The sequence below is a fragment of the Roseateles sp. SL47 genome (assembly GCF_026625885.1).
Taxonomy (GTDB): domain Bacteria; phylum Pseudomonadota; class Gammaproteobacteria; order Burkholderiales; family Burkholderiaceae_C; genus Roseateles.
The window spans coordinates 2504052-2529289 of record NZ_CP113068.1 but is presented as its reverse complement, the minus strand read 5'-3'; the positions used below and the strand labels follow the sequence as shown (position 1 = coordinate 2529289).

22 protein-coding genes are annotated in these 25238 nt (G+C 65.7%); 10 read left to right on the top strand and 12 right to left on the bottom strand.

Annotated elements, in window-relative coordinates; all coding sequences use genetic code 11:
- The first annotated feature begins 121 nt into the window (after positions 1-121).
- From OU995_RS10900 to wecB, 10 genes are all read left to right on the top strand, one after another.
- Positions 122-1516 (top strand): undecaprenyl-phosphate glucose phosphotransferase, encoded by a 1395-nt coding sequence (locus tag OU995_RS10900; RefSeq protein ID WP_267835558.1) that lies wholly within the window; start codon positions 122-124, stop codon positions 1514-1516.
- Between the two features lie 28 nt (positions 1517-1544).
- Positions 1545-2744, top strand: coding sequence for a hypothetical protein (locus tag OU995_RS10895; RefSeq protein WP_267835557.1), 1200 nt, complete (start codon positions 1545-1547; stop codon positions 2742-2744).
- A gap of 17 nt (positions 2745-2761) precedes the next feature.
- Positions 2762-3781 carry a UDP-glucose 4-epimerase GalE gene (gene galE, locus OU995_RS10890; protein WP_267835556.1) on the top strand — a complete coding sequence of 340 codons (1020 nt, stop codon included), beginning with the start codon at positions 2762-2764 and terminating at the stop codon, positions 3779-3781.
- A 72-nt stretch (positions 3782-3853) separates the two neighbouring features.
- A complete protein-coding gene (locus tag OU995_RS10885; protein ID WP_267836236.1) occupies positions 3854-5263 on the top strand; it encodes a mannose-1-phosphate guanylyltransferase/mannose-6-phosphate isomerase in 1410 nt (469 codons plus the stop codon).
- 104 nt (positions 5264-5367) lie between these two features.
- Positions 5368-6648, top strand: a complete 1281-nt coding sequence (locus tag OU995_RS10880; RefSeq protein ID WP_267835555.1) for a nucleotide sugar dehydrogenase — start codon at positions 5368-5370, stop codon at positions 6646-6648.
- Between the two features lie 115 nt (positions 6649-6763).
- The gene (rfbB, locus tag OU995_RS10875) at positions 6764-7852 is read left to right on the top strand and encodes a dTDP-glucose 4,6-dehydratase (protein WP_267835554.1); all 1089 of its coding nucleotides are present in this window, start codon (positions 6764-6766) and stop codon (positions 7850-7852) included.
- A gap of 12 nt (positions 7853-7864) precedes the next feature.
- Positions 7865-8746, top strand: coding sequence for a dTDP-4-dehydrorhamnose reductase (gene rfbD, locus OU995_RS10870; protein ID WP_267835552.1), 882 nt, complete (start codon positions 7865-7867; stop codon positions 8744-8746).
- Positions 8747-8755: 9 nt separating this feature from the next.
- Complete coding sequence (gene rfbA / locus OU995_RS10865) at positions 8756-9664, top strand: glucose-1-phosphate thymidylyltransferase RfbA (protein WP_267835550.1); 909 nt, start codon at positions 8756-8758, stop codon at positions 9662-9664.
- Positions 9664-10215: a dTDP-4-dehydrorhamnose 3,5-epimerase gene (gene rfbC, locus OU995_RS10860; RefSeq protein ID WP_267835549.1), complete on the top strand. Its 552-nt coding sequence runs from the start codon at positions 9664-9666 to the stop codon at positions 10213-10215. Before rfbA ends, rfbC begins: the two co-directional genes overlap by 1 nt.
- 13 nt (positions 10216-10228) lie before the next feature.
- Positions 10229-11359 (top strand): non-hydrolyzing UDP-N-acetylglucosamine 2-epimerase, encoded by a 1131-nt coding sequence (wecB, locus tag OU995_RS10855; RefSeq protein ID WP_267835548.1) that lies wholly within the window; start codon positions 10229-10231, stop codon positions 11357-11359.
- Positions 11360-11433: 74 nt separating this feature from the next.
- Here wecB and kdsA read toward each other — a convergent pair whose 3' ends face one another.
- The 12 genes from kdsA to OU995_RS10795 all read right to left on the bottom strand — a co-directional run bounded on the left by kdsA (position 11434) and on the right by OU995_RS10795 (position 25103).
- A complete protein-coding gene (gene kdsA / locus OU995_RS10850) occupies positions 11434-12273 on the bottom strand; it encodes a 3-deoxy-8-phosphooctulonate synthase (protein WP_267835547.1) in 840 nt (279 codons plus the stop codon).
- A 55-nt stretch (positions 12274-12328) separates the two neighbouring features.
- Positions 12329-13669, bottom strand: a complete 1341-nt coding sequence (locus OU995_RS10845) for a UDP-glucose dehydrogenase family protein (protein WP_267835545.1) — start codon at positions 13667-13669, stop codon at positions 12329-12331.
- A gap of 145 nt (positions 13670-13814) precedes the next feature.
- On the bottom strand, positions 13815-14822 hold the full coding sequence (locus tag OU995_RS10840; RefSeq protein WP_267835544.1) for an NAD-dependent epimerase: 1008 nt from the start codon (positions 14820-14822) through the stop codon (positions 13815-13817).
- A 318-nt stretch (positions 14823-15140) separates the two neighbouring features.
- Positions 15141-15992: a glycosyltransferase family 2 protein gene (locus tag OU995_RS10835; RefSeq protein ID WP_267835542.1), complete on the bottom strand. Its 852-nt coding sequence runs from the start codon at positions 15990-15992 to the stop codon at positions 15141-15143.
- A gap of 13 nt (positions 15993-16005) precedes the next feature.
- Positions 16006-16875, bottom strand: a complete 870-nt coding sequence (locus OU995_RS10830) for a glycosyltransferase family 2 protein (RefSeq protein WP_267835541.1) — start codon at positions 16873-16875, stop codon at positions 16006-16008.
- A 42-nt stretch (positions 16876-16917) separates the two neighbouring features.
- On the bottom strand, positions 16918-17892 hold the full coding sequence (locus OU995_RS10825) for an acyltransferase family protein (RefSeq protein WP_267835540.1): 975 nt from the start codon (positions 17890-17892) through the stop codon (positions 16918-16920).
- 6 nt (positions 17893-17898) lie between these two features.
- Positions 17899-19320 (bottom strand): lipopolysaccharide biosynthesis protein, encoded by a 1422-nt coding sequence (locus OU995_RS10820; protein ID WP_267835539.1) that lies wholly within the window; start codon positions 19318-19320, stop codon positions 17899-17901.
- Between the two features lie 5 nt (positions 19321-19325).
- Positions 19326-20504: a glycosyltransferase gene (locus tag OU995_RS10815; protein ID WP_267835538.1), complete on the bottom strand. Its 1179-nt coding sequence runs from the start codon at positions 20502-20504 to the stop codon at positions 19326-19328.
- A gap of 259 nt (positions 20505-20763) precedes the next feature.
- Positions 20764-21843: a glycosyltransferase gene (locus OU995_RS10810; protein WP_267835537.1), complete on the bottom strand. Its 1080-nt coding sequence runs from the start codon at positions 21841-21843 to the stop codon at positions 20764-20766.
- A gap of 36 nt (positions 21844-21879) precedes the next feature.
- Positions 21880-22680, bottom strand: coding sequence for a WecB/TagA/CpsF family glycosyltransferase (locus OU995_RS10805; protein WP_267835536.1), 801 nt, complete (start codon positions 22678-22680; stop codon positions 21880-21882).
- A gap of 16 nt (positions 22681-22696) precedes the next feature.
- Positions 22697-23905, bottom strand: a complete 1209-nt coding sequence (locus OU995_RS10800) for a glycosyltransferase family 2 protein (RefSeq protein ID WP_267835535.1) — start codon at positions 23903-23905, stop codon at positions 22697-22699.
- Positions 23898-25103, bottom strand: a complete 1206-nt coding sequence (locus OU995_RS10795; protein WP_267835534.1) for a glycosyltransferase family 4 protein — start codon at positions 25101-25103, stop codon at positions 23898-23900. The genes OU995_RS10800 and OU995_RS10795 overlap by 8 nt, the downstream gene beginning before the upstream one ends.
- Positions 25104-25238: the final 135 nt, after the last annotated feature.

Below are 25238 nucleotides of genomic sequence, written 5' to 3'. Positions count from 1 at the left end.
GACAGCGCCGCCCGATTCGGCCCGCCAGGCCGGCCGCCATGACGGCCGACGCAAACTGCCTGGTGCGCCGATGAGGTCGCCAGTCCGTGGCAAGAGGGAAGCAACCAAGGACCACAGGGTGATGTTTGAGGATCGGAACTACAAGAGAACGTTCTACAGTGCGCCGCAATCGGTCCAGTCCTTCATTGCGGCTTTTCTTGAGCCCAGCCTGATCGTCCTGGTCTATCTTGCCGTGCTGGCATGGTTCGGTGAGCCGGTCATGCGCTCCACCTACACGCTGTGCATGCTGGTGTTTGCGCTCACCTTCCCTGGCCGCAACCATTTCGGGGAACACTCGGCTAGTGCGGTCACCGACATCATCGGTTCCTGGCTGATGCTGCTGCTGATCCTGGGCATGTTTGCCTACGCCACCAGCAGCTTCCATTATTTCGAGCGCGATGTGCTGATGTGGTGGGCCGTGCTCACGCCGCTCAGCCAGATCGTGGCCGTGGAAATCGGCCGGCAGGTGCTGCGCTGGCGTTCACGTCAGCCCTGGATTCGCCGCTCGGCCATCATCGTGGGTGCCGGGCCGCTGGGCGCCAAGGTGGCCCGAGCCCTGGAGGCCGGGCCCATGAAGGGCGTGGACCTGCTGGGCTTTTTTGACGACCGTCAGGACGACCGTCTGCATAGCGACACCAGCGGTCGCATTCTCGGCACCCTGCCCCAGTTGAGCGACTTCGTCCGCGCGCAGGGTGTGCGGGAGGTCTACATCACGCTCCCTCTGGGCTCGCAGCCACGCATCGTGCAGCTGCTGGAGCAGGTGCAGGGCACCACGGCCTCCATCTTCTTCGTACCCGACGTCTTCGGCATCAGCATCATCCAGGGCCGCCTGCAGGACATGAACGGCGTGCCGGTGGTGGGCATTCTGGAGACCCCCTTCACCGGCGTGAACGAGGTGGTCAAGCGCATCAGCGATGTCATCCTGGCCAGCCTGATCCTGCTGTTGATCTCCCCCATCCTGCTGGCGCTGGCCATCGGCGTGAAGCTGAGTTCACCCGGCCCGGTGATCTTCAAGCAGCGCCGCAACGGACTGGATGGCGACGAGATCATCGTCTACAAGTTCCGCTCGATGCGGTCGATGGACAACGGCGCGGTGGTCAAGCAGGCCACCAAGGGCGACCCTCGCATCACCCCCTTCGGCGCCTTCATCCGCCGCACGTCGCTGGATGAGCTGCCGCAGTTCATCAATGTGCTGCAGGGCCGCATGAGCATCGTCGGCCCGCGCCCGCATGCGGTGGCTCACAATGAGGAATACCGCCAGATCATCAAGGCCTACATGGTGCGCCACAAGGTCAAGCCCGGCATCACCGGGTGGGCCCAGGTCAACGGCCTGCGCGGCGAGACCGACACCATTGACAAGATGAAGGCACGTGTCGAATACGACCTGGAATACCTGCGCAACTGGTCCCTGGGGCTGGATCTGCAGATCATCGTGCGGACGGTGCGGCTGATGGTCTTCGACCGCCACGCCTACTGAACCCCAGCAGAATCAGGAGCCTCCCGTGATGACCCGACTTCACCCGCACCGTCACCACCCTCCCCGTTGTCCCCGTGCCCTGCTGCTGACCCTGGCGGCCGGCCTGCTGGGAAGCGGTGGTGGCGCCATGGCCCAGAGCAGCGGAACCCCCTGGTACCTGGGGGCCGCGCTGTCGCAGCAATACGCCAACAACGTGTTCCGCGACAATTCGGCTGAAAACAGCGATCAATACACCACGCTGAGCCTGCTGGCGGGCGGCGATGTACGGCTGGGCCGCCAGCGCTTGTATGCGGCCACCAAGTGGATGGACAACCGCTACAACCACAACGACCAGCTGAACAACCGCGGTTTTGACATCCGCACGGGTCTTGACTGGGCCACGGCCGGCGATCTGTCGGGCAACCTGACCTATTTGCGCAAACGCTATCTGGCCGACTACAACGCCACCTCACAGATTGCGCCCACCACCGACCGCAACATCCAGACCGACCAGAGTGCCGAGGGCACGGTGCGCCTGGGCATCCCGTCCACCACCACGCTGGCGCTGGAAGGCGGCTATGTCTACCGCACGCGGGACTACTCCCTGGCCAGCTACGTCAGCCAGGAATACCGTCAGGGCGCCAGTTCGCTGGGTCTGACCTACAGCCCCAGCGGCCAATGGCGGTTTGGCGTGGCCGGACGCTACACCAAGGGCCACACCACCGACACCGACTTCGAATACTCCCGCAAGGACCTGGACTTGACCGCTGGCTGGAACCTGTCCGGCTCCTCCAACCTGAATGCCCGCATCAGCCGCAGCCGTGCCGACAGCTTTGACGGCGTCACCGGTGCGCTGATCTGGGACCTGCGCCCGGGCGGCCGCTGGAACCTGACCACGCAGATCTCACGAGACACGGGCATCGAGACCTACTATCTCGGTGTGTCGAACGTGGTGTCGGACTACAACCGCATCACCACGTCCGCCCAGGTGCAGGGCACCTACCGCCTCACCGGCAAGATCAGCCTGAGCGCGGGCGGCGGTTATTCCCAGGTCAGCCGGGACGACCGGACCTACAACACCGGCTACAAGGACAGCAGCCGCTTCTACAACGCCGGCGTCAGCTGGCAGGCCACCCGTGCCGTGACGGTGGGCTGCAACTACAGCCACCAGAGCCGCAGCTCCTACAGCCTGCTCTACACCTACGATGCCTACACCGCCGGCTGCTATGTGCAGGGCGTGATCCAGTAAGACCACCAGGACCCATCATGAGCTCCACCATCCTGTTGACCGGCGCGACCGGCTACATCGCCTCCCACACCTGGCTGGCCCTGCTGGCGGCAGGCTACCGCGTCATCGGTGTGGACAACTTCAGCAACAGCTCGCCCAAGGTGCTGGAGCGCCTGGCCGAACTGAGCGGCCAGACGCCTCTTTTCGAAAAGCTGGACGTGTGCGACGCCGCCGCGCTGGAGCGCGTGTTTGCCGACTATCAACCTGCGGCCGTGGTGCATTTCGCGGCGTACAAGGCCGTCGGTGAATCCACCGCCAAGCCGCTGAGCTACTACCGCAACAACCTCGATGGCCTGCTGACGGTGTGTGAGGTCATGCAGCGCCATCACTGCAAGCGCATCGTCTTCTCGTCCAGCGCCACGGTGTACGGGCAGCCCCGCTCACTGCCGCTGCGCGAGGATGCGGAACTGATGGCCGTGAACCCTTACGGCGCCACCAAGCTGATCGGTGAAGGCATCCTGCGGGACCTCGGCGCCTCCGACCCGAGCTGGCAGACCGCCTGCCTGCGGTATTTCAATCCGGTCGGCGCGCATGAAAGCGGCCGCATCGGCGAAGACCCGCGCGGCATTCCCAACAACCTCATGCCTTATGTCACCCAGGTGGCCGTGGGCCGTCGCGCGAAGCTGAGCGTGTTTGGCAACGACTACGACACCCCGGACGGCACCGGCGTGCGTGACTACATCCACGTGGTGGATCTGGCCGACGGCCATGTCGCCGCCCTGAAGTTCCTGCTGGAAGGCCAGGAATCGATCTGGGTGAACCTCGGCACCGGCCGGGGCTACAGCGTGCTGGAACTGGTGAATGCCTTCGCCAAGGCCAGTGGCCGCGAAATTCCCTATGAAATCGCCCCACGCCGCCCGGGCGACGTGGCCGCCTGTTATGCGGACCCCGCGCTGGCCCGTGAGCGCCTCGGCTGGACCGCAAAATACGACCTGGCACGCATGTGCGAGGACAGCTGGCGCTGGCAGTCCAACAATCCCAATGGCTTCGAAGGCTGAGCCCCCGTGGTCAGCACGCCCATCCAACCAGGGAGCAGTAGTTTGAGCAAGATCGAAGTCCAACCGGTGATCATGGCGGGCGGCAGCGGAACCCGGCTGTGGCCGCTGTCCCGTGCCGGTTATCCCAAGCAGTTCCTGATCCTGAGCGGCAATACCAGCCTGTTCCAGCAGGCTGCGGACCGACTGGCCACGTTGGGCGCCGAGGACATCGCCATCGGTGCACCGCTGGTGGTGGGCAATGAAGAACACCGCTTCATGGTGCTGGACCAACTGCGTGAACAGCGCCTGACGCCCAGCGCCGTGCTGCTGGAGCCCGTGGGCCGCAACACCGCCCCGGCCATCACCTTGGCCGCCCTGCAGGCGCTGCAGGCAGGGTCCGACCCGGTGCTGGTGGTCACCCCGGCCGACCAGACCGTCACCGACGCCGCCGCCTTCACCACCGCGCTGCAGGCCGCCATCCGCCAGGCCAGTGACGGTGCCATCGTCATCCTGGGCATCACACCGGATCGCCCCGAAACCGGCTATGGCTACATCCGCAGCCAGGCCGACGGCACGGGCCTGCGGGTCGAGGCTTTTGTCGAAAAGCCGGATGCAGCCACCGCCCAACGCTATCTGGACGAAGGCAGCTACTACTGGAACAGCGGCATGTTTGTGCTGCGCGCCTCCACCTGGCTGAAGGCCTTGCAGCGCTTCCGCCCGGACATCGAGGCCGCCACCCGCGCCGCTTTCGACGCCCGCGCCACCGATGGCGCCTTTGTGCGCCCGGCCAAGGACAGTTTCGCCCAGGTGCCCAGCGACTCCATCGACTATGCGGTGATGGAGCGCTGCCCCGGCAGCGAATTCCCGCTGCGCATGGTGCCGCTGGATGCTGGCTGGAACGACCTGGGGGCCTGGGAAGCCGTCTGGCAGGTGGCCCTCAAAGACCTTGACGGCAATGCCAGCCGTGGCGACGCCATCATTGCCGACAGCCGCAATACGCTGGTGCATGCCACCAGCCGGCTGGTGTCGGCCGTGGGGTTGGACAACATCGTGGTCGTGGAAACGCCGGACGCGGTGCTGGTGGCCGACCGCAGCAAGAGCCAGGACGTCAAGAAGATTGTCAACTCGCTCACCGCCAGCCAGCGCGACGAGCACAACCTGCATCGCAAGGTGCATCGCCCCTGGGGTTGGTATGACAGCATCGACATGGGCGAGCGCTTCCAGGTCAAGCGCATTCTGGTCAAGCCGGGCGCATCGCTCAGCCTGCAGATGCATCATCACCGGGCGGAACACTGGATCGTGGTGTCCGGCACCGCTGAAGTGGTCAATGGCGACAAGACGATTCTGCTGACCGAAAACCAGTCCACCTACATCCCGCTGGGCCAGGTGCATCGCCTGTCCAACCCGGGCAAGGTGCCGCTGGAAATCATCGAGGTGCAGTCCGGTTCCTACCTGGGCGAAGACGACATCGTGCGCTATCAGGACACCTACGGCCGCAATTGAGGGATCGGCGGGGCGCTTGAAACGGGTTACAAAGCCGGCTGCGCACACGGCGTCCCCACCGTCCGTGATGCAACAAGAAGCGCACGCTTGAAGAGGAGAAGGCCTTGGCCGTGATTGCCGTTGTAGGTCTGGGATATGTGGGACTGCCGTTGGTGGTCGAATTTGGCAAGCTGGGCCGCACCATCGGTTTCGACATTTCGACCGACAAGGTCGCCAAATGCCGCGCCGGCACCGACCCCTCGCGGGAGCTGACCGACGCGGAGGTGCGCGCCGCCGTGCATGCGGAGTATCACAGCGACCCGGCCTGCCTGGCCGAGGCCGACGTGATCATCGTGGCGGTGCCAACGCCGGTGGATGAGGCCCATATTCCGGACTTCCGTCCCCTGGTGGGGGCATCCACCAGCGTCGGCCGGCACATGAAGGCCGGCGCGGTGGTGGTGTTTGAATCCACCGTCTACCCCGGCGCCACCGAAGAGGTCTGCATCCCGGTGCTGGAGCGTGAATCCGGCAAGACCTGGAAGCGCGACTTTTTTGTCGGCTACAGCCCGGAGCGCATCAACCCCGGCGACAAGGAGCACACGCTCACCAAGATCCTGAAAATCGTCTCTGGCGATACCCCCGAGACGCTGGACATCGTGGCCCGCACCTACGAAAGCATCATTCGCCCCGGCGTCCACCGGGCGTCCAGCATCAAGACGGCCGAAGCGGCGAAGGTGATTGAAAACACCCAGCGCGACCTGAACATCGCGCTGATGAACGAGCTGGCCATCATCTTCGACCGCATCGGGCTGGACACGTCCGAAGTGCTCGAAGCCGCCGGCACGAAATGGAATTTCCTGAAGTTCAAGCCCGGCCTGGTGGGCGGCCACTGCATTGGCGTGGACCCCTACTACCTCACCCACAAGGCCGACATGCTGGGCTACCACCCGCAGGTCATCCTGGCCGGCCGCCGCATCAATGACGGCATGGGCAAGTTCATCGCCGAGCAGACCATCAAGCAGATGATTGCTGCGGGCAGCTACATCAAGGGCGCGAAGGTCAATGTGCTGGGCCTGACGTTCAAGGAAGACTGCGGCGACCTGCGTAATTCCAAGGTCATCGACATCATCCGCGAGCTGGAAAGTTATGGCGTCGAGGTCTGGGTGACCGACCCGGCCGCCGAGCCCGACGAGGCCATGCACGAATATGGCGTGAAGCTTCACCGCTACGAGGACCTGCCCCGCGCCGACGCCATCGTGGCGGCGGTGGCCCATCGGGAGTACAAGGCCTTGAGCCTGGAGGACCTCACCCGCAAGGTGGTCCCCGGGGGCGCCTTCATCGACGTCAAGGCCGCTTTTGTGAGCGACAATCTTCGATCAGCCGGACTCAGGGTCTGGCGCCTCTGATGGTGCGTGGCTTCCCGCGCTGCACCGGCCCGGGAGGCAGGCGCGGACCCGGCGGATGGCAGCAGTGCCCCGCCGGTGTCTCCGTTTTTTCGAGCTCTAAGGAAACAATCGAGTCATGACGATCCTCGTCACCGGCGGTGCCGGTTTCATCGGCAGCAATTTCGTGCTGGACTGGCTTCGCTCGTCGGACGAGCAGGTCGTCAACCTGGATGCGCTGACGTATGCCGGCAATCTGGAGAACCTGGCCAGTCTCAAAGCGGACGCACGCCACGTGTTCGTGCAGGGCGACATCTGTGACCGCGCGCTGATCGACTCGTTGCTGGCCACCCACCGCCCCCGGGCGATCGTCCACTTTGCCGCTGAAAGCCACGTGGACCGTTCCATCCATGGCCCCGGTGCCTTCATGCGCACCAACGTGGAAGGCACCTTCACGCTGCTGGAGGCTGCCCGGGCCTACTGGAACGGGCTGGAAGGCGACGCCAAAACCGGCTTCCGCTTCCATCATGTGTCCACCGACGAGGTGTATGGATCGCTGAAGCCGGAAGACCCGCCCTTCGCCGAAACCAACGCCTACGAACCCAACAGCCCCTACTCCGCCTCCAAGGCGGCCAGCGACCATCTCGTCCGTGCATGGCATCACACGTACGGCTTGCCGGTGGTCACCACCAATTGCAGCAATAACTACGGCCCCTTGCATTTCCCGGAAAAGCTGATTCCGCTGATGATCGTGAATGCCCTGGCCGGCAAACCGCTGCCGGTGTATGGGGACGGCCAGCAGATCCGCGACTGGCTGTATGTCACCGACCACTGCTCCGGCATCCGCGCCGTGCTGGCCGGCGGCCGGGTGGGCGAAACCTACAACATCGGCGGCTGGAACGAAAAGGCCAACATCGACATCGTTCGCACCGTCTGCGCCTTGCTGGATGAACTGCGCCCGGATGCGGCCGGCCCCTACAGCCGCCTGATCACCTATGTGAAGGACCGGCCGGGCCACGACCGCCGTTACGCCATCGATGCGCGCAAGATCGAACGCGAGCTGGGCTGGCGCCCGGCGGAAACCTTCGAGACCGGCATCCGCAAGACCGTCGAGTGGTATTTGAGCCATGAAGACTGGGTGGCCCGGGTGCAGTCCGGTGCCTACCGAGACTGGGTGTCGCAGCAATACGGGGGCAGCCAGACGCCCTCCACCTCGCCCACCCCCTGAAGGACCGGTGCGATGAAGCTGCTTTTGTTGGGCAAGACGGGCCAGCTGGGCTGGGAGCTGCAACGTGCGCTGGCCCCGCTGGGGGAACTGGTGGCGCTGGACCGGCATGAAGGGGGTGATCTGTCCGACAGCAGCGCCCTGGCCGCCACCGTGCGCCGTGTGGCGCCGGACGTCATCGTGAATGCGGCCGCTTACACGGCAGTGGACAAGGCCGAATCCGATCAGGCGGCCGCCCGCCAGATCAATGCCACGGCCGTGGGGGTGTTGGCCAGCGAAGCAAAGGCGCTGGGCGCCCTGCTGGTTCACTACAGCACCGACTATGTGTTTGATGGCAGCGGTGATCAGCCCCGCGACGAATCGGCCGCCACCGGCCCGCTGAGCGCCTATGGCCGGACCAAGCTCGAAGGTGAACAGCTGATTCGCGATAGCGGCGCCGATGCCCTGGTGCTGCGGACCAGTTGGGTCTATGCCGCACGGGGTGGCAACTTTGCCAAGACCATGCTGCGCCTGGCCACCGAGCGTGAGCAGCTCAAGGTGGTGGCCGACCAGATCGGCGCGCCCACCGGGGCCGACCTGCTGGCGGACATCAGCGCCCACCTCATTCGCTCCACCCGAGCCGACCGCACGCGCTGCGGCGTCTATCACGCGGTGGCCAGCGGCGACACCAGCTGGCACCAGTATGCGCAGCACGTGCTGCGCCGCGCGGTGGCCAAGGGCGTGACCCTCAAGGTGGTGCCGGATCAAGTGGAGGCCATCCCAACCTCGGCTTACCCGGTGCCGGCCCCGCGCCCGTTGAATTCGCGCCTGGACAACCGCCGTCTGCAGCAGCAGTTCGATCTGGTACTGCCGCACTGGCAGACTGGCGTGGACCGCATGCTCGACGAGATCCTCTGAGGACCCTTCATGGCCACCACTTCCCTGCCTGCGACTTCCTCCCGCAAGGGCATCATCCTGGCTGGCGGCTCCGGCACCCGGCTGCATCCGGCCACGCTGGCACTGAGCAAACAGTTGCTGCCGGTGTATGACAAGCCGATGGTGTATTACCCGCTGAGCACCCTGATGCTGGCGGGCATTCGCGACATTCTGCTGATCAGCACCCCCCAGGACCTGCCGCGTTTCGAAGCCCTGCTGGGCGACGGCTCCCGGTGGGGCATCCATCTTCAGTATTGCGTGCAGCCCTCGCCGGACGGCCTGGCACAGGCCTTCATCCTGGGCCGTGACTTCATCGGCGGCGCACCGAGTGCGCTGGTGCTGGGCGACAACATCTTCTACGGCCACGACCTGCTGGGCCTGCTGCGTGCGGCGGACAGCCGCACCCAGGGCGCCACCGTCTTCGCCTATCACGTGCACGATCCGGAGCGGTACGGCGTGGTGGAGTTCGACGACGCCAAGCGGGCCATGAGCATCGAGGAAAAACCTCAGCAGCCCAAGAGCAACTACGCGGTGACCGGGCTGTATTTCTACGACCACCAGGTCTGCGACATTGCTGCGGACATCCAGCCCAGCCCGCGCGGCGAGCTGGAGATCACCGACGTCAACGCCCGTTATCTGGCGCAGCAGGAACTGCAGGTCGAAATCATGGGCCGCGGGTATGCATGGCTGGACACCGGCACGCATGACAGCCTGCTGGAGGCTGGCCAGTTCATCGCCACCCTGGAAAAGCGCCAGGGTCTGAAAGTGGCCTGTCCCGAAGAAATCGCCTACCGCCGAGGCTGGATCACGGCGGAGCAACTGGAGCGGCTGGCCCAGCCGATGGTGAAGAACGGCTACGGCCAATACCTGAAGCAGTTGCTCAACGAGAAAGTGTTTTGATGAACGTCATCCCGACCGCGCTGCCGGAAGTCCTGATCCTTGAACCCAAGGTGTTCGGGGACAGCCGTGGCTTCTTCATGGAAAGCTGGACCGAGCCCAAGTTCAATGCGGCCGTGGGCAGCGAGGTGCGTTTTGTGCAGGACAACCATTCCCGCTCCAGCCGGGGTGTGCTGCGCGGCCTGCATTTCCAGTTGCCGCCGCATGCCCAGGGCAAGCTGGTGCGCTGCACCGCCGGAGCGGTGTTTGACGTGGCGGTGGACATGCGTCGCGCCAGCCCGAACTTCGGGAAGTGGGTCGGTGTGGAATTGAGCGGCGAGAACCATCGCCAGCTGTGGATTCCACCGGGCTTTGCCCACGGTTTCCTGGTGCTGAGCGACACGGCGGACTTTCTCTACAAGACCACCGATCTGTACGCGCCGCAGGCCGAAGGCTCGGTGCGCTGGGACGATCCTTCCATCGGCATCCAGTGGCCCGACACCGGTGTTGAGCCCAAACTGGCCGACAAGGACGCCAAGGCCCCGCTGCTGGCGGATGCCAAGGCGTTTGACTGAGGCCTGACGGGCCATGCCGTCGCCGCTGATTCATCTCATCGCCGGCGCGCGGCCCAATTTCATGAAGCTCGCACCGCTGGTGCGAGCGCTTCAGGCGGATGGGCGCCTGGCCTGGCGGCTGGTGCACACCGGCCAGCATCACGACCACGCCATGAGTGGTGTGTTCTTCGATGAACTGGGCCTGCCGCCCCCGGACATCTCGCTGGACTGCCACGGCGGCAGCCATGCGCAGCTGACGGCGCGCATCCTTCAAGCCTACGAACCGGTGGTGATGGCCGACCGCCCCGCCGCCTGCGTGGTGGTGGGTGATGTGGATTCCACCCTGGCCTGTGCCCTGACTGCCCGCAAGCTGGGCGTCCGCGTGGCCCATGTGGAAGCGGGACTGCGCAGCGGCGACATGAGCATGCCGGAGGAAATCAACCGGCGGGCCACCGATGCCCTTGCCGACTGGTTGTTCACGACTGAACCCAGCGCCACGGCCCATCTGCGGCGGGAAGGCCATGCGGACGCACAGATCCACGAAGTCGGCCATGTGATGGTGGACAACCTGCTGTATCAGCAGCAACGGGTCATCGGTGCGGACCGCCAGGGCTGGCCGGGCCGGGATGAACAGCAGGCGGCCCTGGCGGCGGCGAGGCGTTATGGCGTGGTGACCCTGCATCGCCCGTCCAATGTGGATGAGCCGGTGCAGCTCACCGCCCTGCTGGAAGCCCTGGGGCGCCTGTCGGAGCGGCTGCCGCTGCTGTTCCCGGTACATCCGAGGACACGCAGCCGGATCGAAGCCTTGTCACTGCCCCTGCCGCCCTCGTTGAGGCTGCTGCCGCCCCTGCCCTACCGCCCCTTTCTGGCGTTGTGGAGCGAAGCGGCCGTGGTGCTGACGGACAGCGGTGGCCTGCAGGAAGAAACAACCGCACTGGGTGTGCCCTGCCTGACGCTGCGGGAGAACACCGAGCGTCCGATCACGGTGGAGCTGGGCAGCAATCGGCTGGTGGGGACACACGCGCCAACGGTGCTGGCGGCGGCCCATGCCTGTCTGGACGCCATCGATCGCGGCGAACGTCCGCCGGTGGGGCACCGCCCGGCCTTGTGGGACGGACAAGCGGCGCGGCGGGTCGTGAAGATCCTGACCGCCGCGCTGCTGTAGCTCAAGGCGGATTCCGCAGAATCTGCGGAATCCGTTCGTGGCCCATGGGTGATCCGAAGGTGATCTGCGGCTGATCAGTTTGTATCGAGCGCCGGCATCGACTTGACGAGATCGTCGATGGCCTTGACCTGTTGCAGGAAGGGCTTGAGCTGGGACAAGCGCAGGGCGCTGGGGCCATCACAACGGGCTTCTTCGGGCTTGGGATGGGATTCCAGGAACAGACCGGCCAGACCCACGGCCATGCCGGCGCGGGCCAGCTCTGTCACCTGGCCGCGACGGCCACCCGACGCGGCAGCGCCGGACTCACGCTGCTGCAGTGCATGGGTGACGTCGAAGATCACCGGCTTGTTGCCGCTGACCTGCTTCATCACGCCGAAGCCCAGCATGTCCACCACCAGGTTGTCGTAGCCGAACTGGGCGCCACGGTCGCACAGCATCACATTCGGATTGCCGCCTTCTTCGAACTTCTCCACGATGTTCTTCATCTGCGGAGGGCTCACGAACTGCGGCTTCTTGATGTTGATGACCTTGCCGGTCTTGGCCAGGGCGATCACGAGGTCGGTCTGGCGGGCCAGGAAGGCGGGCAGTTGCAGCACATCGCAGACACTGGCCACCTCGGCGGCCTGGAAGGGCTCATGCACGTCGGTGAGGACCGGCACGTTGTGGGCCTTCTTCACTGCCTCGAAGATCTTCAGGCCCTGCTCCAGGCCCGGGCCCCGGTAGGACTTGATGGACGAGCGGTTGGCCTTGTCGAACGACGCCTTGAACACGTAGGGAATGCCCAGTTCCTGCGTCACGCGGACATATTCGCCGCACACGTCCACCGCGAACTGCTCGGACTCCAGCACGTTGACGCCGCCAAACAGCACGAAGGGCAGCGCGTTGTCGACCTGGATGTTGTTGATCTTGACCATGGGGATGACTTCCGGGGTTAGCCCGGAAGTATCCCATTTTGCGGGGCGCTGGTGATCAGCGCGGCGCGATCTTGCCGTTGCGGCCGATCGGGTAATGCTCGATGCCCAGGGTCTTCATCATCGCCGGCTCATACAGATTGCGACCGTCGAACACCACCGGTTGCTTCAGATCGCTCTTGAAGCGGTCGAAGTCCGGCGTGCGGAATTCCTTCCACTCGGTCACGATGATCAGTGCGTCGGCCTCGGCCAGGGCATGTTCAGCGCGCTCGCAGAAGCTCACTCCGGGGTTGGTGGACAGCAGGCGGGAGGCTTCGCTCATGGCGACCGGGTCGTAGGCTGCGATGGCGGCGCCACGGCGGGTCAGGCCTTCGATCACCGTCAGGGCCGGGGCTTCCCGCATGTCGTCGGTGTTGGGCTTGAAGGCCAGGCCCCACAGCGCAAAGCGTTTGCCCCCCAGGTCTTCGCCAAAGCGGGCCACCACCTTGTCCACCAGCACTTCCTTCTGGCGGTCATTGGCTTCTTCCACCGCGTTCAGCACCTGCAGCTCCTGGCCGTATTCACGGCCGGTGCGCACCAGGGCCTTCACATCCTTCGGGAAGCAGGAGCCGCCGTAACCGGCGCCGGCATACAGGAACTGATAGCCGATGCGGGGGTCCGACCCGATGCCACGACGCACCAGTTCGATGTCGGCGCCCACCTTCTCGGCCAGCAGGGCCAGCTCGTTCATGAAGCTGATGCGAGTGGCCAGCATGGCGTTGGCGGCGTACTTCGTGAATTCGGCGCTTTTCACGTCCATCACCATCAGCCGGTCGTGGCTGCGGGTGAAGGGCGCGTACAGAGCACGCATCATCAGCGTGGCCTGCTCATCGTCGGAGCCGACGATGATGCGGTCGGGCTTCATGAAGTCTTCAACGGCGGCGCCTTCCTTCAGGAATTCCGGATTGGACACCACGGCGAAATGAGCCGACACACCGCGCTTCTTCAGTTCCTCGCGGATGGCGGCATCCACCTTCTCGGCGGTGCCCACGGGCACGGTGCTCTTGTCCACCACCACCTTGTAATCGGTCATGCGCTGACCGATGGAGCGGGCAGCCGCCAGCACATATTGCAGGTCGGCCGAGCCGTCCTCCCCGGGGGGCGTGCCCACGGCGATGAACAGGATGGTGCCGTGATTCACGGCCACATCCACATCGGTGGTGAACTGCAGGCGGCCGGCGGCCACATTGCGCGCCACCACGGCATCCAGCCCCGGCTCATGGATGGGAATTCCCCCTTCATTGAGCACGCGGATCTTGTCGGGATTCACGTCGAGGCACACCACATGGTTGCCCATCTCGGCCAGACACGCGCCCGTGACCAGGCCCACATAGCCGGTGCCAATCGTCGTTACTTTCATGCGATAACTCCCAAGGGTCATTCCAAATACTGCCCAGATTCACACAACTCCGAGCCACCCCGGGTGGCCTGGAGGAATTTGCTGATGTCGGCGCCCGGTGAGCAAGCCGGGTGCCAGCATCGCCGACCAGCGCCGGCGTTTTGTTTCACATCTTGTAATAGTCTCGATACCACGCAACAAAGCGCTTCACGCCTTCCGGAACCGGCATCGCCGGGCGGAAGCCGGTCCAGGCCGCGAGTTCTTCCACATCGGCGTGGGTGGCGGGCACATCACCGTCCTGCAGGGGCAGGAATTCCTTTTGGGCTTCGCGGCCCAGCGCCTGCTCGATGGCTTCGATGAAGCCCATCAGCGGCACCGGCTGGTGGTTGCCGATATTGAACACCCGATAGGGCGCACTGGACCGTGCCGGATCGGCTTTCACCGGATCGTAGTCCGCATCGGGCGTGGCGGTGCGGTCCAGCACCCGCACCACGCCTTCGGCGATGTCGTCGATGTAGGTGAAGTCGCGGATCATCTGCCCGTGGTTGAACACCTTGATCGGCTCACCGGCCAGGATGGCCTTGGTGAACAGGAACAGCGCCATATCCGGCCGGCCCCACGGCCCATACACGGTGAAGAAGCGCAGGCCGGTGGTGGGCAGGTTGAACAGGTGGCTGTAGGTATGCGCCATCAGCTCATTGGCCTTCTTGGTGGCGGCATACAGGCTCACCGGATGGTCCACGCCGTGGTGCTCGCTGAACGGCATCAGGGTATTGCCGCCGTACACGCTGGAGCTGGAGGCATACACCAGATGCTCCACGCTGTGATGCCGGCAGCCTTCGAGGATGTTGGTGAACCCCGAAATGTTCGACTCGATATAGGCATGCGGATTCACCAGCGAATACCGCACCCCCGCCTGGGCGGCCAGATGGACCACGCGGTCGAACCCATGCTCGGCGAACACCCGCGCCATGCCTTCGCGGTCAGCCACATCCATCTCGATAAACGAAAACGACGGGTGCGGCGACAGCCGGGCCAGGCGGTCGTGTTTGAGGGTCGGGTCGTAGTAATCGTTGAGATTGTCCAGGCCCACCACCTGATCCCCACGCGCGAGCAGGATCTGGCTGACATGCATGCCGATGAAGCCGGCTGCGCCGGTAACGAGTACTTTCACGAGATCTCCCGATCGCTGCTCTGGGGACCGCCATTTTCGGCCCAATGTCCTTGCCACTTCATGTCCGTCCCCCCCTCAGTGGGGTGCCTTCCCCCAAACGCGTCTCCCAAACGCAGCTCCCAAGCGCTTCCCCCAGGCGTCCTCATCAGCCCCTCCCCGAAGTCATTGGTGTCGGCTGCCGACGGGCGGGGGGTATTGGCGGAAGTCAAGGAAGGAATGGCCCGCGGAGCGGGACAGGAGGGACATGAAGCCAATACCCCCCGCCCGTTGGCAGCCAGCGCGCGCCACATAAAAGCCGCCCCCGCTCTCGGAAGACCCTCAAAAGTACTTTGACGTCCCATTCGGCGCCCTGAACCACATCAAAAAAAGCCCACGCCCGATTTCCCAATGCATCCTGGCCCGCTCCCTCCGCCCCCGCAGCAAGGCCAAGGCTGCGCGCCCCAGGCGCGAGGCAATCCGGTCGGGCCAGCGGTTACGGGGATATGCGAAATAGGCGATGGCCAATTCCTCATTGATCATCTTGCGGGCATTCACATGGGGGTTTTCGTACTTCACCGACAGATCGTCGCAGCGCATCACCCGCCCGCGCCGAGTCCGGAAATACCAGGCCGCCCATTCCTGATCTTCGGCCGAGAACACATCGGTGCGGAATGGACGCTCTTTCACCAACCGGGTCGGTAGATACGCACAAGCATTGGACAGCCCGTTGTAGCCATCAAACGTCTGCGGCCCGATGACGGCCCGGCCGTTGGCGCCCAGATGCGCATGCCGCCAGTAGACCACTTCCACACCTTCGGTCTGGGCCGCTGTCAGGCTTTCTTCCAGCACCGTCGGGCTTTCCATCCGCACATGCGCGCTGATCAGCAGCGCATACGGCTCGTCGATGGTGGCCATGCCGATATTGATGGCGGCTGAATAGTTGAAGGCTTCATCCGGATACGCCACCACCTCGCCCATGCGAAGCAACTGCTCCCGCACGGCCGGGTTCCGCGAAGAATCCACAAACACGATGCGCGCGGGCGGCCATGTCTGCGCCCGCAGGGCGGCGACCACCTGCTCCAGCAGCGGCGTGCAGGCGTGGGTGCGGATCAGTGCGGCATAGCGCCGCAGGTCATCTCCCTGCAGAGGGCCTTGCACCTTGCCCTTGCCTTGCTCCTGGCTTTGCAGCACCACCGGCCTCCGCTCACACCTTGGCCGGCTGACGCAGCCAACGCCGCATCATCTGATACCAGCCTTCAGCCCACCAGCCCTGCTTCATGAACTGCCGCAGATCGGTCGTATCCGGCCGGAAGCCGTAATACTCCGAGAACACCTGCAACAGCATCAATTGCATCACGCGCCCGTTGCTCTGCCCATGCTTGGCATACATCAGCTGGCAGGCGCGCAGCACCTTCTGCTTGGATTTTGACGAGATCCGATCCGGCCGCGGCGCCACATCAAAGACGTAGGTCGGCAGGTCCAGCAAACGGCCGGGCCCATGCAGCTTCAGGATGCGATAGAAGAATTCCAGATCCTGCCAGGCCGGCATGTCCTCATCGAACAAGCCGGCCGACACAAACCGATCACGCGGGCCGAACAGCTGGTTGCCCACATGATTGGCCTCCAGCATCATCTCGGCGGTGCAACGGCCCACCTTCGCGCTGTACCAGCGCTTGTCGCCGCTGCGGAACTCGTACTGCACATACAGCACCGACGGCTGATCGCCCATCGAGGTGAGCAGCTTCCAGTAGGCCAGCAAGGCCTCGATGTGATGCGGCTTGAACTCATCGTCGTCGTCCAGCCCGGTGAGGAAGCCCCCGGTGCTCGCGCGGATCGCCTCGTTGCGGGCTGCACAAGCGCCCCGCCCCTGGTCGTGGCGCAGCACCTTCAAACGAGGGTCCTGCCGGGCCCGCTCGGCCAGCCAGAGCGGGGTCTCGTCGGTGGACCCGTCGTCCACCACCACCAGCTCCACATTCCGATAGGTCTGTCCCAGCACCGACTCCACGGCCGCACGCATCGATGCCAGCCGGTTCTGCGTCGGCATGTAGACCGAGACCAAGGGCCATTCACTCATATCCATCTCTCATTCCAAAGATCGAAGGGCGGCCGGACGCTGTCAACGCCCGTCCAGCACCGCCTTGCCGCGCGGGAACAGATTTTCCGCCGTCCATAGCAGCAGCAGGGTCAGGGCAGCGGCAGACAGCCACAAGGCGTCGCTGCGCCGCACACCCGCCACCCGCAGCAACTCGATCAGCATCGGGTGCAGCAGATACAGCCCCAGGGCATAACGCCGGCCCCAGTCGGCCAGCCGTTCCATCCAGGGGGTGGCGGGCAGCGCCAGGCCCAAAGCGAGCGCGGCCACACCCAGCAGGACCGCACCGACATGCAATTGCATTTCCGTAGGTGCGCCGCCTTTGAAACGCACCGCCAGCGCCTGCAACAGCATCATCAACAGTCCGGCGCCCAGCAGCATCGGCCATTGGCGAGCCAAGGTCCTGCGCGACACGCTCGCAAGCTTGATGCCAAGCCACACCAGTGCAATGCCGGACAGGAAGCGGCTCGCGAACATCGTGGGCCAGTCGATCTTGCCCATGGCGAACAGGGAATCCAGCGCGCTGCAGACCAGCAGCACCGCACCGATGCCCCACCACGCGGCGCGCGGCTGCCACCAGTCCGGTCGTGCGGCCGCCAGCAGCACTCCAGCCAGAGCGGCATGCATGAACCACAGATGCCCCCAGGCGCCGCGCACGAAAAACTCCGGCGAGATCATGCGCTCCACACCGCCGCGCACACCCAGTTGAAGGAGGTTGAGCACTCCATACAGCACCGTGCACACCAGCGTGATCTGCATCAGACGCCCGGCGGTCAGCAGGGCCGTCGCCCCGATGCTGGTCCGCTGACCGATGAAGAATCCCATCACCACAAAGAAGAAGGGCACCACCCAGCGCCCAAAGGCGCGGCTGACCTCCATGGCTGTCTGTGGCCACTCAGGAAAGAGCCCCACATGCAGCCCCACCACCAGCACCGCACCAAAGATGCGCAGCGCATCAATTCCAGGCAACCGTGTGCCCGACGCCATTGCTTCACTCATGCCGTCTTACGCCTTCCCTTTCAAGGTGGAGAGCAATGTTTTCGGAGACAGTCCGAACAGCCCCAACACACCCAGGTATACCGCGGCGCCAACGGCAATCAGCATGCCGAGTTGCAGCTTCAGTGGTAACTCCGTGTGACCCAGCGCCAGCCCGGCGGCATACAGCGCAAGGCCCATGGCCAGGGACGACAACACCGGTGCTTTCATCTGTCGCCACAGGGGGCCGGGGGTGGCCTGCAGCCAGCGTCCCATGCACACCAGGGTCACGATGAAGTTCACAGAATTGGCGACGAAGTAACCTGCCGCAACACCGACCACGCCGTGCTGCGCACCGAGGAAGAACCCGAGCAGCACGGTGGCGGTGTTGAAGAGGCCCAGATAGAACAGCGCGGCAGTGCGGCCTTGTGAGGTCAAGGTGCTGCCGATGGTGCTCATCAGCGACTGCATGATGCCCACCGGTGCCAACCAGCCCAGCAGCGGTGCCACGATGGCCCACGTCGGCCCCAGCACCACCTCGGTGAACGGCACCCGCAGCGACCACAGCCCCACCATGATGGGCATGCTCAGCAGCGCAATCCCCCCCAGCACCTTGAAGTAGACGTCCCGCACGGCCCCCAGATCGTCCTGGATGCCGCTCAGCCGGGGCAGCAGCGCACGGCCCACCACCCAGCTCATGTGCTGCACCGGGAACAGCATCAGCTTGTAGGCCATTCCATACTGGCCCAGCGGCCCCGCCCCCAGCAGGCGGCCGATGATCATGCTGTCGGCATTGCGGGCGAAGTAGTTGATGAAGTTGAAGGCGGTGAGGCTGCCACTGAAGCCCCACAAGGACCGGAACTCCTCCCGGCTCCACGAGCGCCCCGGCTTGAAGCCGGACTTGAACCACAGCCAGGTGCTGTTCACGCCGATGGTGAAGAGCGTTGGCACCACAAAGCTGTAGACACCCCAGCCCGCCAGCGCGCAGGCCACCGACAGGCACAGCCCGCCCACCTGGGTGAACACATCCAGGATGGCGAGTTCGCGAAAGCGCGCATGGCGCTCCATCCAGGCCTGATGCACCGCCGTGATGGCCCCGAGCGGAAAGCCCAGCGACATCAACAGCATCACCGGGAACAGCTGCGGCTCACGGAAGAAGATCGAGATGGGATACGCCGCTGCTGCGAGCACCAGGCCCAGGCTCACGCCCATGCCCGCGTTCAGCCAGAACACGGTGTTGGCCAGCGCGGGCGTGAGGCTCTTGCGCTGGATGATGGCGGCGCCGGTGCCCATGTCGCGCAGCAGGCTGGCGAAGGTGAGCACCACACCGGCCAGCGCCATCACCCCATAGGCGGACGGCGGCAGCAGCCGCGACAACACCACCACACTGACGAGTTGCCCCAGCACCTTGCTGGCCTGGGCCAGGCTCAGCCAGCGCACGCTGTGCATCATGCCGCTCAACGCACACCTCCGGCCTGCGAGGTGTAGAAGGCTTCGAGCGCACGCTGGCAGATCTGCAGGTCGAATTTGCGCGTGGCCAGTTCACGGGCGGCGCTGCCCATCGCGCTGCACAGGCCGGGATCGGCCAGCAGCCGTTCCAGCTGGGTGGCCAGGGCGTCCACATCCCCTTCCGCAAACGCCAGGCCGGTGCGCTCCGGTTCAATGCCTTCATCGCGGCCGCCCATGGCCGATGTGACCACCGGAACTCCGCAGGCCTGCGCTTCGAGGATGGAGATCGGCAAGCCCTCGGCATCACCGGACTGGCTGACGATGCTGGGCAGGCAGAAGATGCGCGCCGTCCCCAGCAGCTCACGCACGCGCTGGCTGGGTTGGGCGCCGAGGAAGTCCACCGGGGACTGCAGCTCGGCCGCCAGCGCCTCCATGGGCTCGCGCAGCGGGCCGTCGCCCACCACCTTCACCCGTGCCTGCGGGAAGCGCTGATGCACCCGGGCCATGGCGCGGATCAGAAACTCCAGGCCCTTTTTCTCGACCTGACGGCCGACAAACAGGATGTGCGGCTCCCGCTCACCAGCGGGAACGCCGGTGGGAGCGAAGTCACGGGTGTCCACGCCGATGAACAGCGTGTGCAGCCGGTCCGGATGGATGCCGTAGGCGGAGATCGCCTGCGCGCGGACCGCCTCGGACACGGCGATGAAGGACACGCGTGGGTCCGCCGCCATCTCCCGCAGCCGGCGCGGATAGTCCTTCATGTAGTCGCCGCCCTGGCCGCTTTCCCACCAGTCGGGGCGCGTGTGGATGTCGTATCCATGCAGCGTCACCACGGTCGGCAGGCCCAGGCCCTTGAGCCAGGGCCAGGCCAGCACCGCATCGGTGGCGAAGTGAACATGGACCAGCGAGGGCCGCTCGCCGTCGGCATCCGGCTGCATCAGTTGGCGCAGCGCCTGCGGCAAGGGCCAGCCCAGGCGGCGGTACAGCCGCCAGCCGATGGCATCCAGCGGGCCGCTGGGGGTCAGGTCCAGCAGTTGATGGTCCAGCCCCTGCAACGACAGCCCGTGGGGGCATAGACGCTGCCCCACCAGCGTGGCCTGCCAGTCCCGCAGATGCAGTGCCTGCTGGCGCACGAAGGTCTCGGACAGCGGCAGCAGTTCATCTCGTACAACCAGTACTCGTCTCAATCGGATGTCCCTCAATTCAATTCGTCTTCGGACCTGCGGGCCCAGCAGGGTGTGAACCGCGCTCGGGGGGGGGGGGCGGTACTGCTGCGGTGGCCGGCGCTGCTTGCCGGGGAGCGGCCTTCACCGCTCGTCCCGTGGCCAGCACAGGAGCCCCGCGCTCACAGGTGCCTCTTGTTGCGTTTCGTGTTCAATCCCCAGGCTCCCAGGCTCGGCATGGAGGCCCATTCAAAGCCTCGCTCGACGGCTCTCCAGGGGGTTCTCAAGTCGGCGCCGGCTCCATCTGCAGCCGCTCCCGCCCGCGAATCTGCTGCTTGAGGGCATTCATCGCGGTGCGCATCTCCCAGGGGTCCGCACGGCCGCCAAAACCGAAGCGCAGCGCCCGCGATGCCAACCCCAGCGGGTGCCGGTCCACAAAGGTCCGACGCCAGCGCAGTTCCCGCTCGGCCGCCTCGCCGGTCCACGCGGACCCGGCGCGGGCCAGTGCATGGACCATGCGGGCATAGTCCTCGGCATAGTCGCGTCGGCCTTTCACATCGATCAGCGCCTGCCCGTGCGAGCAGAACGGCACCGGATCAAAGGCCGCCTGCCCGGCCCAGCGCGCCAGCAGGCCGCCCAGGTGGCGCGAGATGCGGCCGGACATCTGCAACTGATCCCAGTACTTCTGGCGGCTGACACTGCCCGCATGGAAGCGATAACGCAGCACGTTCTGCGGCAGGTTGATGCCCTGGCGCTGCAGGGCAATTTCGCTGAACAGCAGGTAGTCTTCGGCCAGATTGGGCACGGCAATGTCGGCCTGCGGGTCGGTGTCCCGGAACATCGAGTGGCCGTAGCGGATGCCCCGGTCCCACACCGCCTGGCTGCGCAGGCTGATGGTGGGATGGGCAAACACATTGCGGAACAGCGCGCAACGGGCCAGTTCGTCCTTGTCGGTCGGATGCGTCAGCGCGCCGATCTCGCGGCCCTGTGCATCGATCATCACCGACTGCCCGCCCACCAGCACCACCTCCGCATCGCGTTCAAAGGCGGCATGGGTGAGGGTCATGCGATCCGGCAGGCACTCGTCATCCGCATCCATGCGCATCAGGTAGGGCGCCTCGATCAGCGCCAGGCCTTCATTCAGCAGCCCGGCCAGGCCCTGGGCCTGCGGGAATGGATGCAGCTCGATACGCGTGTCCCGCGCCGCCGCACCGGCCACGATCTCTGCCGTGCGGTCGGTGGACCCATGGTCCAGCACCAGCAGACGCCAGTCGCGCTCGGTCTGCGCCTGCACGCTGGCCAGGGCCTGGCTGAGAAAGGCCTCGCCGTTTTTCACCGGCATCAGCACATCAAACAAGGCCATGCATGCCCCTTCTTCCGTTGCTGGCAGGCCTGCGCTTCACCGCGACACCCGCTTCTTTGCCCGCGAGGCCCGCCACAGCAGCCCCAGCGCAAACGGCACGCCATCCACCAGATACCGCCGCGCCAGCCGGCCCGGCTCCTGCACCAGCCGATGCACCCATTCCAGGCCACTGCGCTGCATCCAGACGGGCGCGCGTTTCACATCCCCGGCCACGAAGCTGAAACTCACACCCACCCCCAGGAACCAGGCATGAGGGGCCAGCGGACGCAGCCGGGCAATCAGTTTTTCCTGCTTGGGCGAGCCCAGGCCGATGAACACCACCTGCGGTTGCCAGTCGATCAGCAGGCGTTCCAACCGTGCCATCTCTTCGGGCTTCTGCTCAAAACCGAAGGGCGGGCAGAGGCAGCGCACGGTGGCCTCCGCCCCTTGTGGCACCAGGCGGGCCGCCGCAGCTTCAGCCGTCCCTTCATTGCCGCCCATCAGCGCCATGCGCAGACCGGCCTGATGGGCCCGGCCCATCAACTGCACAAATAGATCGGAGCCGGTCAGCCGCGACGGCAGCGGCGTGCCCTGCAACTGGCTGGCCCACACGATGGGGCGGCCATCGGCGGTGAAGACATTGGCGTCGGCCACCAGGGCGCGGAATTCGGGCTCCTGGCGCCAGCGGCGCAGGATGTCGACGTTCGGGGTCACCACCCAACCGCCCCGACCGGCCAGGGCCTCGGACACGATGTGATCGGCCAGCTGCGTCACGGTGCTGGCAACAAAGGGCAGTCCGTCCACCGCGATGGTGGGCAGGACAGAAGCGGGAGCGGTCATCGGCAGGGTCGCACTCATGAAGTGAAAGATCCCATCACAGGTCTCGTTTGGTCCGCACCCACTCCACCTGGCGCTTGAAGACAAAGCGCAGATAGAGGGGCACCTTGGCCAGCAGGAGCAGCGGTGCTCCGGCCAATTCGGACAGGCTCAGGATGTCATCCGCCCAACGTTGCTGGGCGATGACAATCGCCGCCGTCAGCATCAGCAGGCTGAGCACCGCCACCACCAGCGGCAACCACCAGCCCAGCACGGTAGCCAGCACCAGCGTCACCAGCAGCCAGGCCACCTGCAGCAGCGCCAGCAGCGTGAGCGGTGGCACCAGCATGTCCAGCACCTGCAGCAGTTGGGCGCCGCGGCCGGGCCGCATCGACCGCCACAGCAGACCCGGGCCCTCACTCACCAGCATGGCCAGATGACCATGTTCCCAGCGGGTGCGCTGGCTGGCCGCGCCTTCCTGGCTCTTGGCGAAGGTGCTGGTCACCAGGGCGTCTTCGCACAGCAGCGGCGGCGCCCCCAGTTGGGCCAGGCGCACGCCCAGCTGCATGTCTTCCGCCAGATGCCCGCTGGCCAGGGGGGCCTGCACGGCCACTGCCCAGGGGAAGGCCATGCCGGTGCCGTAGAGGCCGCAAGGCAGCCCCAGTTGATGCATGCCACGCGGGCGCACCAGGTTCTTCACCCGCATGGCGAATTCGGCGATTCGGGCCTTGAGGCCGTCATTGGCCGCATGCATCAGGTAGGTGGCCTGCACCGGCCGGCCGGTGGCCTGCGCCACCGACGCAATGCGCGGCAGCAGGCGCGGCCCCAGCTCGCAATCGGCATCGAGGATCACCACCACATCCGGCGCCTGGCCTTCCTGGATGGCCAGGGCCTCCAGATGGCGCACCCCAAAGTCCAGGGCAAAGCCTTTGCCCCGCTCGGTGTCGTGGGTGCGTTCCACCACCGTCACATCGAAGTCACGCGCCTGCGCAGCCGTGTCATCGGTGCAGTTGTCCGCCACCACCAGGATGCGGTCCTGGGGGCCCAGCTGGGCCAGCGCCTGCATCAGCGTCGGCCGCAGGCCCCGGCCCTCATTGTGAGCCGGCATCACCACCGCAATGCGCTCCGGCCGCGGATGGTCCTTGAGCTCTCGGTCCGGCAGCAGGGCCAGCACCACCTGTGCCAGCAGCAGCAGCGCCGGCACCGCCAGCAGCAGGCTCAGCAACAGCACCAGCAACCAGGGCAAGCCCTGCAGCAGTTCAAGCATGGACGTACTCCTGGAAGAGATCGGCCAGACGCTCGGCCTCCACATCCACATCGTGGCGCATCAGCACCCGCTGGCGTGCCGCCTGGCCCATGCGGGTCAGCGTTGCGTCATCCGTGCGCAGGCAGGCCAGCATGGCCGTCGCCAAGGCCGGTGCGTCACCCGCCGGCACCAGCCAGCCATTCTCGTCCGGCAGTACCAGTTCGGGAATGCCGGCAATGCCGGTGCTCACCACCGGACGGCCCAGGGCCATGGCTTCCATCACCACCACCGGCAGGCCTTCGGCAAAGCTGGCCAGCACCAGGGCGCGGGCCTCCAGCAGCTCCTGGCGCACCTGGTCGCTGCTGATCCAGCCGGTGATGCGCACATGCTTCTCCAGCTGGTGCGCACGAATGCGTTCTTCGATGTCGCGGCGCAATTCACCGTCACCGGCCAGGACCAGCTCAAAGTCCGGCTCCTGGGCGGCCACCAGCGCGGCGGCTTCGATCAACAGCAGATGGCCCTTCTGCTCGGACAGGCGCCCCACGCACACCAGCCGGCGGCCCGTGGGCGGCGCGATCTGCACCTGATGGAAGGCCGGCTCCAGGCCGCAATGCACCACCCGCACCTTGTTCCAGTGCTGCCGGTCCACCCAGCGATAGAGCTGGCTGCGGCAGAACGAGGTGATGGCCACCACGAACCGCGCCCGGCGGATCTTCTCGCCCAGGTGCAGGAACTCGGGTTTGTCGAATTCTTCCGGCCCGTGCACGGTGAAGCTGTAGCCGGGGCCGCCCAGGGCCTCCACCAGCATCGCCACCTCGGCCGAGTTGGTGCCGAAGTGCGCATGCACATGGGTGGCGCCGGCCTCCCGCAACATGCGCAGCGCCACACACGCTTCCGCGAGGTACACCAGATGCAGCGGCCAGGGCCGGTCGGCCCGCAGGCCGATGCGCAGCGCCAGGCGCAAGGCATTCAGGAAACGCCCGGGCGCGCGCACGGCCTCGCCGAAGAACGCTCCGGCCAGCGCGGAGGCGCCGCCCTGCAGCAGGTATTGCGTGCGGGCCTTTTCGGCCTGGTCCTGCGGGTCCGGGGCCGGGTCGTCCCATCCGCGCACGGCCAGCCGCTGCACCGGCACGCCATGTTTCTCCAGCGCCAGGATCTCCCGGCGGATGAAGGTGTGGCTCACCTTGGGATAGTGGTTGACGAGATACGCGACCTTCACAGAACTCCTAGAGGGAACAGGGGACACCGGGGATGGCACGGGGGGCCGCCCGTCGGGCTCGGAACCGCCCCGACCGATGGGGTCGGCGCCAGACAGCCCTGACGGGGTGGAACCGGGGGTTGCCGGGCCAGGGCG